This window comes from Escherichia albertii NBRC 107761 = DSM 17582, from assembly GCF_000759775.1.
Classification (GTDB): Bacteria; Pseudomonadota; Gammaproteobacteria; order Enterobacterales; family Enterobacteriaceae; genus Escherichia; species Escherichia albertii.
This window is the reverse complement of sequence record NZ_BBMY01000052.1, coordinates 17719-30011: the sequence shown is the minus strand read 5'-3', so window position 1 is coordinate 30011 and position 12293 is coordinate 17719. Positions and strand designations below refer to the sequence as shown.

Annotated in this window: 8 protein-coding genes; 2 read left to right on the top strand and 6 right to left on the bottom strand. The window is 51.2% G+C overall.

Going from position 1 to position 12293, the window contains the following annotated elements; translation table 11 throughout:
* Together EA14781_RS11280 and higA are read left to right on the top strand one after the other, a co-directional pair.
* Positions 1-786, top strand: a 786-nt coding sequence (locus EA14781_RS11280; protein WP_072015431.1) for a DUF1266 domain-containing protein, incomplete at its 5' end; no start/stop codon positions are given.
* Between the two features lie 19 nt (positions 787-805).
* Positions 806-1222: a type II toxin-antitoxin system antitoxin HigA gene (gene higA, locus EA14781_RS11275; protein ID WP_000560273.1), complete on the top strand. Its 417-nt coding sequence runs from the start codon at positions 806-808 to the stop codon at positions 1220-1222.
* A gap of 89 nt (positions 1223-1311) precedes the next feature.
* On the opposite strand, the gene fadH is transcribed toward higA, so the two are convergent.
* From fadH to ebgA, 6 genes are all read right to left on the bottom strand, one after another.
* Positions 1312-3330 (bottom strand): NADPH-dependent 2,4-dienoyl-CoA reductase, encoded by a 2019-nt coding sequence (fadH, locus tag EA14781_RS11270; protein ID WP_000121489.1) that lies wholly within the window; start codon positions 3328-3330, stop codon positions 1312-1314.
* Positions 3331-3563: 233 nt separating this feature from the next.
* A complete protein-coding gene (gene ygjK, locus EA14781_RS11265; RefSeq protein ID WP_000695425.1) occupies positions 3564-5915 on the bottom strand; it encodes an alpha-glucosidase in 2352 nt (783 codons plus the stop codon).
* 16 nt (positions 5916-5931) lie between these two features.
* Positions 5932-7002 carry a protein YgjJ gene (ygjJ, locus tag EA14781_RS11260; protein ID WP_000779377.1) on the bottom strand — a complete coding sequence of 357 codons (1071 nt, stop codon included), beginning with the start codon at positions 7000-7002 and terminating at the stop codon, positions 5932-5934.
* A 139-nt stretch (positions 7003-7141) separates the two neighbouring features.
* Positions 7142-8575 (bottom strand): amino acid permease, encoded by a 1434-nt coding sequence (locus EA14781_RS11255; protein WP_001285437.1) that lies wholly within the window; start codon positions 8573-8575, stop codon positions 7142-7144.
* A 62-nt stretch (positions 8576-8637) separates the two neighbouring features.
* Positions 8638-9087 (bottom strand): beta-galactosidase subunit beta, encoded by a 450-nt coding sequence (locus EA14781_RS11250; RefSeq protein WP_001219956.1) that lies wholly within the window; start codon positions 9085-9087, stop codon positions 8638-8640.
* The gene (ebgA, locus tag EA14781_RS11245; RefSeq protein WP_001082917.1) at positions 9084-12176 is read right to left on the bottom strand and encodes a beta-galactosidase subunit alpha; all 3093 of its coding nucleotides are present in this window, start codon (positions 12174-12176) and stop codon (positions 9084-9086) included. The genes EA14781_RS11250 and ebgA overlap by 4 nt, the downstream gene beginning before the upstream one ends.
* Positions 12177-12293: the final 117 nt, after the last annotated feature.

The window sequence follows — 12293 nt, the reverse complement described above, 5'->3', positions numbered from 1 at the left end:
ACTTTGCTAGGACTTGCTGTTACTATTCCTGTTGCTATTATGTGGGCATGGGGGGATGCAAAAAGAAAACGTAATAAAAGAGATAAAGCACCACTGTTAAATGATACGATGCGATTTGTTAATGGTTCGCACCTTGTAATTACGGTATTAAATGGCGGTGATTATCGGTTATTGGCGGGTCATGAATATAATAAAAATAATCGCGTTACTGCAAAAGGACGTTGTAAACGCTTCTGGGGGATAAAAGACATATCAATGGGTATGGAGATGATCCGATCACTTGTTGATGGTAGGCATAACGAACAATTTCTTCAAGAGTTTTATAATATAACTGAAAATGTCATAAATTTAGATAATGAACAAAATTGGCAAACACTATTTGCAAATATTAGTGATAAAAAACTCCTGATAAAAATGAGGGTAATGCATGATGCATTTCTTGATTTCGGCAATAATTCAATTCTCGCATGGGATTTAAGTCGAGCAAATCATTTATTAGCGGATTACTATTTGGCTGGATGGATTGATGAACAACGTTATATGAAAGAAGTCTTTGATGTAACATTGAAAATTCAGAAAAGTTTTTCATCCTGGGATGAGTTTAATAAAAGCTATTTATATGGTTATCTTTGGTGGAGTGGAGAAGATCAGCAACATGATCTTAAAAAATTAGGTTGTTATCATAATAGAATAATGATTATAAATAAACAACAATATGTGGCTAACAGCCCATTTAAGTTAGACTGGAATACGCCATTAAAAATAGAAAAGTCCCCCTATGCTTGACTAATTATGTAAGGAAAAAATGATTGCGATTGCCGATATCTTGCAAGCAGGAGAAAAGCTAACCGATGTGGCTCCTTTTCTGGCGGGTATCCAGAGCGAAGAACAGTATGCCCAGGCGCTGGAACTGGTAGATCATCTGCTGCTCAACGATCCTGAAAACCCCTTGCTGGATCTGGTGTGTGCCAAAATAACCACGTGGGAAGAATCAGCGCCCGAATTTGCTGAATTTAATGCGATGGTTCAAGCCATGCCTGGCGGTGTTGCTGTGATTCGTACCCTGATGGATCAATACGGCTTAACCCTTTCCGATCTTCCAGAAATTGGCAGTAAATCCATGGTGTCACGCGTTTTGAACGGGAAGAGAAAATTAACGCTGGAACACGCTAAAAAACTGGCAGCGCGATTCGGCATTTCCCCTGCGTTGTTTATTGATTAATGCCACCTGCCGGATGCGGCGTGAACGCCTTATCCGGCCTACGTTCGGCACGTTACCCCCAGGCCGGATCCGGCACTTCAATGCACGATTTAAATCTCCAGCGCAAGCTGTGTTCCCTGCGCTATCGCTCGCCGCGCGTCCAGTTCCATTGCCACATCGCAGCCACCGATTAAATGCACGGTTTTCCCACTATCAATCAACGGTTGTGCCAGCGCGCGGTTTGGCTCTTGTCCCGCACAGATCACCACATGATCAACGGCGAATACCTGCGTTTCGCCGTTGATCACCACGTGTAATCCATCATCGTCGATCTTTTGATAGCTTACGCCAGGGATCATTTTCACGCCGCGCGAGAGCAGAGTGGTGCGATGGATCCAGCCCGTTGTTTTGCCTAACCCTTGCCCTGGTTTGCTGGTTTTGCGCTGGAGCATCACAATTTGCCGTGGGCTACGTGGGAGCTGCATGCCTTGCGGACTTAAACCTCCGGCCTGTTGCAGGCTGCTGTCGATCCCCCACTCATTACAGAACTCGGCGATATTTTGGCTGGTGGACTCCCCTGACTGACTCAAATACATCGCCGTATCAAAACCAATACCGCCACAACCGATGATGGCGATTTTGTTGCCTACCGGCGCTTTGTCGCGCAGTACATCGAGGTAACTCAGCACCTTTGGATGATCGATCCCGTCGATGGGCGGAACGCGCGGTACGATCCCGCTGGCGAGGATCGTTTCATCGAACACCTGTAATTGATCCGCTGTCACAGTGTGATTAAGTTTGAGCGTTACTCCGGTTACTTCGATCATTCGGCGGTAGTAGCGTAGTGTTTCGTAGAACTCCTCTTTACCGGGGATCTGTTTGGCAATGTTGAACTGCCCACCGATCTCACCGTGAGTATCAAACAGCGTTACCTGATGTCCACGTGCTGCCGCGTTAATGGCAAACGCCAGTCCCGCAGGACCCGCACCGACCACCGCCAGATTTTTTTTCTGCACGGCGGGAAGGATCGGCATTTTGGTTTCATGGCAGGCGCGAGGGTTTACCAGGCACGAGGTGACGTTACCGACGAAGATCTGATCCAGGCAGGCCTGATTGCAGCCGATGCAGGTGTTGATCTCATCCGCTCGTCCCGATCGCGCTTTTGATAACAGTTCCGCATCGGCGAGAAATGCTCGCGCCATTGACACCATGTCCGCATCGCCACGGGAGAGAATATCGTCGGCAATCTGCGGATCGTTAATCCGGTTGGTGGTCACCAGTGGTAGCGAGACGTGGCCTTTCAGTTTGCGTGTGACCCAGCTAAATGCGCCGCGCGGCACGGGCGTGGCGATGGTCGGAATCCGCGCTTCATGCCAGCCTATTCCAGTATTGATAATGGTTGCACCCGCCGCTTCAATGGCCTGCGCCAGTTCTACCGTTTCGCTAAAAGTCCCGCCGCCTTCGACCAGGTCGAGCATCGACAGCCGGTAGATAATAATAAAGTCGTTGCCGACGCGCTCGCGCACTGTACGCACCACTTCAACGGCAAACCGCATCCGGTTGTGGTAATCGCCGCCCCACTGGTCGCTACGCTGGTTGGTGTGCAGGGTAAGGAACTCGTTGATCAAATACCCTTCGGAACCCATTACCTCTACGCCATCGTATCCTGCTTCTCGCGCCAGTTGTGCGCAGCGGGCGAAGTCGTCGATCAGTCGCAGGATCTCTTCGTGGGTCAGTTCATGGGGAACAAAGCGGTTGATGGGGGCCTGCAATGCGGAGGGCGCAACCAGATGCGGCTGGTAGCTATAGCGCCCGGTATGCAAAATTTGCAGGGCAATTTTGCCGCCTTCCTGATGTACCGCTTCAGTAATGGTGCGATGGTGCGGGATCTGGCTGGCGTCGTTAAGCATTGCGCCACCTTCCATGCCAACGCCTGTTAAATCTGGGGCAATGCCGCCGCTGACAATCAGCGCCACGCCGTGACGGGCGCGTTCAGCATAAAACGCCGCCAGCCGTTCCGCACCGTCCGGGTATTCCTCCAGTCCGGTGTGCATTGAGCCCATCAGCACACGGTTCTTTAATGTGGTGAAGCCTAAATCAAGCGGGGCGAACAGCGACGGATAGCTCATAAGATTGTCCAGTATGTAAAATAATTGTTATGTGGTCGGATGAGTTCTAATTTAGCCATCGCCGGAGAAAAGGGAAAAGGGGAATGCGGGGTTTGTGATGGGATTCAAAAAGAATACACCCGGTGGTAACGCCGGATGCGACGCTTGCCGCGTCTTATCCGGCCTACGGAACTGGGGGATTGCACATGTAGGGCGGATAAGGCGTTCACGCCGCATCCGCCAGCCGTTGCAAATTACTGCTTACGGAAAAAATCGTTATACAACATATACAAATGCGCGGCACTCCAGGAGAAATTCGGTGCGCCTTGCTGCGCGCCAGTGAGCGGGTTGTAATTCTCCTGAATTGGGCCATCGGCGGTTAACCCTTTGGCGTGTCGGAAGAACGTATCCGCCAGTTTCAGGGCATCATCGCGATAACCGTAACGCTCCATCCCTTTCAGACCAAACCAGAACTGATCCACCCATACGCGCCCGCGCCAGTAGATATCCGCGCCAAAGGCCGGGTTGGTTAACGCTGCCGTTCCCAGCGGGACAAAGGTGTTGAATTCTTTCGGATCCAGCATCACCTTCACCACCGCGTCGGCGTTGGCCTGCGTTGCTGCACCGTTAAACAGCGGCGACCAGCCTTCCGGTCCTTTACCTCGTTCGACAATCGGCTTGCCTGCGCAGCCGTTCGCTAACGGTTTATCTTCAATGCGTATGTCATAGTAGAACTGTGTGGCCGGGTCGAACATACAAGTATTGATGTAATCTGCGAGCTGTACTGCCAACTGGCGATAACGTTTGGCTTCTTCGGGTTTGCCGAGGATTTTCGCCATCTCGGCCAGATAATGGTTGTCGCTGTACATATAGCTGGCCTGATCCACCGATTCCTGCAATAGCGAGTAGCCCAGCAACGTTCCGTCCTGACTGCGGTTTTCGGCGAATTTCACCGTCCAGTCGCTACGTTTACCGCCGCTTGCGACATATTTGTCCAGTTGTTCTTTGTCGATAAAACCAAAAACGGCGGCATCATCACGACCCGATTCCCACGATGCGGCAACCTGTGCCGGAATTTCCAGACTGTCATACTGGCCTTTCTCCACCACGCGAGCGTAGTTGTTCAGCCCAGACAGCGTCTCTTCTTTGTTGCCTTTTTTCACCGTAAACAGCATTTCGCCGTTCTCAGTGTTGTGGGCTTTATCGCGGGTTGCGCCATATTCCGGCACGCCGTTGCCGTTGTGATCGCGGTTACGTAACCACCAGTCGTGATAGGCCACCAGTTTCGGGTACATCTCTGCCTGCCAGGCTTTGTCCTGAGTGACGTTGTACACTTCCATCACCGACCAGGCGGCAAGGCTGGGTTTAGTGTTACGTTCGTTCCAGTTGCCGCCATCGCCGCCACGCTCGGGGCTAAGGTTCCACGCAATCAGGTCCGGCACAAATCCCACATCCTGTGGACGCACCGCGTCGCCAGGCTGGATCTGCCAGGAGAAGACCGCGCGAATATTCTCTTTGGCGATATCCGGGTTGAAGTGCGCCATCGCAGATGCTTGCTTCCAGGTATCCCACGGCCAGGTCTGGTTGCCGGAGAACCAACGCCCGGTTACCGACGGCGTGACAGTGTTATATTTCACCGCACCGCCAGGCGAGCGCCAGTTACCGTTGAGGGTTTCGATCGCTTTCACCGCGACGCGCGTCTGCTCCGGCGTTGCATCCGGGTTAGTTAATCCTTTCTTCAGATACTCTTCCCAGCGTTGCTGTGAGGCGGTGAGATAAAACGCCGGACGCGCCAGAATATCGCGGATTTGCATCTGTTCTTTGCTAACTTCCTGGGCGGTCAGCAGGTGGGAGTAGGTGGTGTAGAGCGTCGTTGAACCGTTGATATGCGCCTTACTGGTAAAGCGATTACCGTTGATTTCAGTCTGCATCGGTAATGATTTATGCACCTGATATTCCGATTCGCCGGAAGTCAGCAGATCCCAGGTGGCGCGCACTTTGCCAAAGGTGACTTTCAGGCCATCACGAGTGGCGCTGATTTTGCGCTGATAGTCAGGGTACTCGCCAGCAATGGTTTTATCGGAAAGTGGTTTCCCTTCTTTCGCTTCCAGTTTTTCCAGCAGTTCGCCATCCCACACCAGATCCAGCGGTTTATCGCTGGTGATTTTGGTTTCCAGTAGTGATGTGCGCGGCGTGGCGAAGCGCAGAGTCATTTCGACCTGTACATCTTTCGATATCAACTTTTGCACCAGCGCGCCGGGAATACTGTACGCCTCCAGGGTGAAGTCAACTTTCTTGCCGTCTTGCCAGACGGTCAGGCGATCGAAATTACTGGCCATAAAGTTGATGTACTCTTCTGTCAGCAGCGCAACGCCCGGAAAACCGCCCATGGTGTTCGGGCCATCTGGCAACAGATGACCATGCCAGGCACCGAGATCAAAAAATGGGTTGAAACGCTGGTGGTCGTCGTAATCGTAATCTTTCATGTACTGCGGCGCGCCGGTACGGTTAATCACGTTTTTATAATTGTCAGCGTTAGCGGCATGGGCGGAAAAACTCATCAGCAGAGTACAGGCTAATGGCGTTAAAATGGTTTTGATTTTCATGAGGTTACTGTCCTTATTACCAGTAAAAATATTGCATCAGGAAGAGTTGGTCGCTGGGATCGTGAGAGGCATTTTTCATGTAGAAGCGACTGTCGAAAGCCGTAGCGAAACGTCCGCCGCCGTATTCGTACCAGATACCAAACTGCATAAAGGAGGTAGTTTCATCCTCTGCGTGGTCAGGACGATGTTTGGCGTAGGTGTAAGCGGTGGAGAGATAAACACCCTTTAACGCTTCATACATGGCGCTCACCATCATCCCACTTTCACTTCCCGGTACGTCCAGTCCGTCGGCGCGTCCGGTATGGTGCCAGGCGCGGGCGGCGAAGTTAGGGGTAAGCAGGCCAGTAAGATAGAGTTGTCCTGTGCCGTCGGTAATTTCCAGACCGTTCATCCAGGTGATACCTTCGGCGAGATCATACTGGATGTAACCGTTCATCATTGCCGGATAGGTGTATTTGTCGTCGTAGCGATCGTATTTGCCGAAATGCAGCCAGGCTTTGCTTTCGTCATGATGTCCGGCAGGGGTAGCGGTGACGCTATAGCGGAAGTTTCCGGTTAAGTTTTGCACCTTCAGCGCGGTCATAATGTCGCGGGTATTGGGAATGACGTAGCCCAGATCGGGCGTGAAATCGCCCCACCATTGCAGATCATCCAGCGAGGAATCCTGACGCAGGCTCAACATGATTTCGGTGCCATCGTTGGTACGATAACCGCCATAGAAACGGTTAATCCCTCCTTCAAAACCGCCCCAACTATGATCGGGCACCCAGGCATTGCCGTCGTGGTCGGCTTGCACGGTCCAGCCTTCACCATAAATCAGACCAAACCAGGCGCCATATTTCATCTCCAGACCGCCTTCAATATAGGTGCCGTCGCTGTATTTATGTTTATTTTCACCCTCTAAATCCATATATCCGCCAACCCCTAATTCGCCGTAAAAACGAAACGAAGGAGAAGATGGCGAGGTAATAACGGGCGTTTTGGTGTCGTCATGTTTTGCTGGGCGAATCTCTTCGCCAATCGCAGAAAAAGCGTAGCAAAATGGCAGAGCAAGTAATGCTCTGCATGGTGCACTGGTTAATTTCATTATGTTAGTCCATGAGCTAAAGAAAAAAATACAGCCTTTTATCGGTGTAATAAATAATGAAAAAATACAAAAGCGGATACTTTTCTCCCTCTTCCTTTCAGGAAGAGGGGAAGTCCCTACTCATTTTTTATCAGTCTGATTATTCAACATTGCTGGCGGGAGATGCTTCAATATGGCGCTCTGCAGCCGTTAATCCTTTTATATATTTACTGTATTTCCACCATGCAAAGCCGAGGAAGATAACGATACCGCCGACGTTATAAAAAATGATAGTCATAATATTGCCGCCGGTCGGGAAAGTAGAAGCGACAAACCCTACGGTAAATATCGCAATCAGCATCGAAACGATAATAATTCCGGTACGACGGGAGCCCATGCGGAAATCGCGTGGCAGGTGATCTAATTTGGCACGTAAATTCAGATAAGCCAGCATGATGAATAACGGCGGAAGCATGGACGCTGCGGCAGTCATATTAATAATGGTATTCATTAGATCCTGCACGGTATTGGAACCGAGCATCGGGATAATCATCAGTGGGATGACAATCAGGAACTGGATCCATGCCGCGCGCGCCGGAACGCCGTTTTCGTTCAGTTCGACGGTTTTCTTACCAAAGATACCTTCCGGGATTTCGGAGAAGAAAATTTTCACCGGCGTTGCGGTCCACATCAGCAGGGAACCGAACATCGCGGTAAAGGACACCAGACCGACAAAGCGATTCATCAACGCTTCCGGCAGACCAAAATACGCCGCCATGCCGTGGAATACTTGCACCGATCCACCGGTAAACTTCAACTCTTTGCTGCTGACAAAAACGTTAATCAACACCGAGGAGACGGAGTACAGCACGCCAATGAAAATCCCGGCGAGGATGATCACTTTAACGAACGATTTCGAACCACCTTTGACGTCGTTAACGTACACCGCGACGGACTCCGCACCACCTGCGGCCATAAAGATCCAGGTGGTAATGCCGAGGAATGCCCAGTTAAAGTTCGGGATCATCGCGTCAACGGTGATGGGGTCCGCAGGTTGCACGCCGCCAACCAGTGCTGTTCCTGCCAGTAAAATGTAGGAGAGTGTTAATAGCAGCATCAGCGTTGAGGTGACAGAGGTGATTGGCCCCAGCATTTTCGCCCCGTTGGTAGAAACCCAGGTAGAGAAGGCGAACAGCACCATACTGATAATAGTGGTGGCAACCGGCGTCATAATATATTCGTAGCCGAGGAAGGCATATGAAGCGTAAGCAATAACGCGCGGTAACAGCGAGGTGAAAAAGAACAGGTTTACGAACCAGTAGGTATAGGCAGTAATAAATGCCCAACGCCCGCCCAGCGAACTTTTTACCCACGCGTAGACACCAGCTTCTGAGTTTTTATTTAACGAGACAAATTCTGCGATGATCAGACAGAAGGGAATAAAATAAAAAATCGTTGCGAGGAAAAACATTGGCGCCGAGGCCAGTCCAAGCTCAATATTATTATTGATAACGTTGTTAAAGCTGTAAACGGCGGCAAAAGTCAGCGAGAGCAAGCCAAATTTGCCAATTGTATTACGTTTGGTATCAGACATAACACATCTCCGAAAATGAGTAGGGTAGCGGTGGCGGCAAACTCCTTATGCCGCCGTAGTTGTTATTTGTTATGGAAATAACCATCTTCGATGGTAACTTTGAGGACCACTTTTTTGACCGCGTTATTGCAGATAAACCGATATGCTTCATGGTTATCGCAAATAACGATTTGCCCTTCGTGGACCTCAACGGTTTCTCCGCAGCCTTTTAAATATTCACGATCAGTTTCATCGCGATAATATTCCACTACCTGTAATGTCTCTTTCGGCGCATATTCGATCTTTTGTTGCCCTTGCAGGTAGTAATGCACTTCAAAATAGCGTCGATGCCCGGTAAATAGCGCATCGGTCGCGGAGTCTGTCTCCACGCGGTAAGTCAATGAGTCACCGATGGAGTGGGCGACGCCAGGCTGAATGTTGTCGATATTTTCAATCGCTTCAACGCAACGTTGCCACTTTTTACCAGAGGCATAAATCTGGCGGAACTGTTCTAAGTTATCGATGATCCTCATTGCTTATTCTCGCTGTGCAAATTTGTAGAAAAGAACCCTGCGCCGAACTCATGCGACGCCAGGCTTTGCGCGGTAGCTTCCCCGCCAGAAATCGGCAACAACGTAAAGCCGTAGCTGAAATCACGGAACCAGACGCGCCAGGAGTCCAGCACTTCGCTGCCCCAGGAGTTGGAGCCGAGGCCGAGCAACTGATCGTCAAGATTCAGGGTGATGTCATCACTACGCTGCAGCTCGTTGCAGTGCTGGGCGGCGTGGATGTTCTCCTGGGTGTAGTGCCAGGCGCTGAAGTTAATTGGGCGCTGCGGAACCACCAGCAGGCCGCTGCCGTGGCGATTAGTGAGCGTCGCCCAACGTACATGCTGACGGTTGCCGTTGTTCTGTGGGAACGGATAGTTCTCGAACATCGCATCGACGTTACTGCGCCAGATATCGATAATGTTGGCTTGCTGGCTGTCAGCATAGTTTTCGCCCGGCCCGCGTCCGTAATACGCCACCTGGTCGTATTCGCCGTTAATCCCCATGGTGAAACCGATGCACGGAATGATGTGCGGATAGTCGCCGTAACGTTCGCCGGAAAGCGCCACGTTAAGCTGGCCATCGGCAGCGATGCGCCAGATGTAGGTGCAGCGCATTCCGAAGTCAAATACCGGTGGGGCAATCACCGTGCGGCAGATGATCAACACTTCGCCATCGCTCTGTTCAACGGCAAAGTCGCGCAGATGTTCCTGCATAATCTGCAAATGATTCGGCTGCCACAGCCCTTCGTACTCCTGCTTGTGGTTGTCGATCATCGGCTTGAAGAAGTTGATCTTCGGCTCGCGAGTCAGCAGCGATTCGCCATTCACCTGCCATGACGTCGGTTTGCCCGTTAATTTTGAGAAGGTGATCGCGAAGTTGTAGCCGCAAACGGTGCAGCTCAAACGATCGTCTTCCAGCGTTAGAGGGCGAGCGTTGTTCGGTGTGAAAGGCACTGGCTGCGCAGTGTTTTCCTTTAACGGGAACTGATATGTAGCGATATGATGTCCGGCTTCGCTGTAGCGGGTGCGGGAATCTTTGGTCACCATAATGTTGAGGAACGCTTCACGGGCGTCCAGTTGCGGCAGCGTAATATGCAATGGCGCTTCGCTGTTTGGCGCAACGTTGCGCAGTTTAATCTGCTGCGTCGCGAGCGTTTCGCCTTCGGCGCGCACATCTACGTGCAGGGTGTAGTCATCAAGCGTGGTAAACCACAGTTTATTTTCTATTTTTAACTCGCCGCGGGTCAGATCCAGCGCGTGAACTTTCACTGGCGCGATAACCTGTTTGTACTCTTTCAGGCCCGGTCCCGGCGTCTGATCGGAATAGATCAAGCCATCAAGGCAGAAGTTATAATTGTTGGGATAGTCGCCGTAATCGCCGCCGAATTTATACCAGACATTGCCGTTGTCATCCTGCGCCTGGATCCCGTGGTCGCACCACTCCCAGACATAATGTCCCTGAATGCAATCGTGCTTATAGAAAACGTTCTGGTACTCCGTCAGCCCACCAGGTCCGTTCCCCATCGCATGAGCGTATTCGCAGATGATGCGCGGCTTGGGATGCGGGTATTCACCAAACTCATTCATCAGCGGCACGCGGGTGTACATGGTGGAAATAATATCGACCACTTCAGCATCGCGATCTTCTTCGTAGTGCACCAGGCGCGTGTCGTCCAGCGCCTTCGCAGCGTGGTACATCGCGCGGATGTTACAGCCATAGCCGGATTCGTTGCCCAGCGACCAGATGATGATCGACGGATGGTTTTTCTGCGCATGAATATGGCGAACGATACGCTCGACGTAGACTTTTTCCCACTGCGGATCGTCGGTAATACGGCTGATATCGCCGACGTTAGCAAAGCCGTGCGACTCGACGTCGGTTTCCGCCATCACAAACAGGCCGTAGATGTCGCACAGTTCGTAAAAACGCGGATCGTTCGGGTAGTGAGCGGTACGCACAGAGTTGATGTTGTGCTGCTTCATCAACTGGAGATCTTTCTCGACGCGCTCCATTCCAACGGCGCGGCCTTTACTATGATCGTTGTCGTGGCGGTTGACGCCGTGCAGCATCACATAACGGTTATTGATCCAGAACAGACCGTCGCGCACTTTGATATCTCGAAAGCCGATGCGTTGCGGCACCACTTCCAGAACGTTGCCGTCGGCGTCTTTCAGCGTCATGACCAGATGGTAAAGATAAGGAGACTCTGCCGACCATTGCTGCGGCTGTGCGACGGTAAAGGCAAAGCTGGCGCAGGTCTGTTTTTCAATCATCAGATGATCAATAGCGCTGCTGTGCACCACGCGCTCGCCATCAAACAGAGTATATTCCAGCGTGGTTATAGCAGGGGAGGCGGCGAGATTTTCCAGTACCACTTCGCAGGACAGAGTGGCGTCGCAATAGGCTTCGTCAAAGTCGGTGCGCACGGTGAAGTCGTTAATATGCGTTAGGTGTTTTCCGACCAGATAAACGTCGCGGAAGATCCCCGCCGACCACCACATATCCTGGTCTTCCATGTAGGTGGAATCTGCCCACTGCATCACGCGCACACACAACAGGTTATCGCCGGTTTTCACCATCGCGCTGATGTCAAACTCTGCGGCCAGACGACTGCCCTTGCTGAAACCGACATATTGGCCGTTCACGTAGACTTCAAAATAGGTTTCGACGCCGTCGAATTTAATCAGTGTCTGCTTGCCTTGCCAGCCGTCGCTGAGAGTGAAAATGCGCTGATAGGCACCGGTTGGGTTATTGCTGGGAACAAACGGCACATCGATAGGGAACGGAAAACCTTCGTCGGTATATTGCAGTTTGCCGTGGCCTTCCATTTGCCACATGGCGGGAACGGTAATGTGCCCCCAGTCAGCCATTAGCTCAGAGGTGAAGGTTTCTGGCACTTGTAGCGGATGGTCAAAAAAGTGGAAATTCCACTGACCGCTTAAGGGCAGAAACAGGCTACTGGTTTCGCGGGCGAAGGTACGCGCCTGCGCAACAGAATCATAAGAAAAAAAGTACGCACGCGGCGCCAGTCGGTTTTCGTGGGTGAGCTGAATGTTTTCCCAGCGATTCATAGGGCCTCCCGGTAGAGAGAAATCGGAACCATTTATGGTGATGGTAGTTTGTGTAATTACTGGGGAGTTTAGTAAAATTTTTACTAAAAAATAGCGAGTAAATGCATTTACTTTAAC

Excerpts from the sequence above, each read along its gene's own strand:
- fadH (WP_000121489.1), bottom strand. The coding sequence starts at position 3,330 with ATGAGCTATCCGTCGCTGTTCGCCCCGCTTGATTTAGGCTTCACCACA.
- ygjK (WP_000695425.1), bottom strand. The coding sequence starts at position 5,915 with ATGAAAATCAAAACCATTTTAACGCCATTAGCCTGTACTCTGCTGATG.
- ebgA (WP_001082917.1), bottom strand. The coding sequence starts at position 12,176 with ATGAATCGCTGGGAAAACATTCAGCTCACCCACGAAAACCGACTGGCG.
- EA14781_RS11255 (WP_001285437.1), bottom strand. The coding sequence starts at position 8,575 with ATGTCTGATACCAAACGTAATACAATTGGCAAATTTGGCTTGCTCTCG.
- EA14781_RS11250 (WP_001219956.1), bottom strand. The coding sequence starts at position 9,087 with ATGAGGATCATCGATAACTTAGAACAGTTCCGCCAGATTTATGCCTCT.
- higA (WP_000560273.1), top strand. The coding sequence starts at position 806 with ATGATTGCGATTGCCGATATCTTGCAAGCAGGAGAAAAGCTAACCGAT.
- ygjJ (WP_000779377.1), bottom strand. The coding sequence starts at position 7,002 with ATGAAATTAACCAGTGCACCATGCAGAGCATTACTTGCTCTGCCATTT.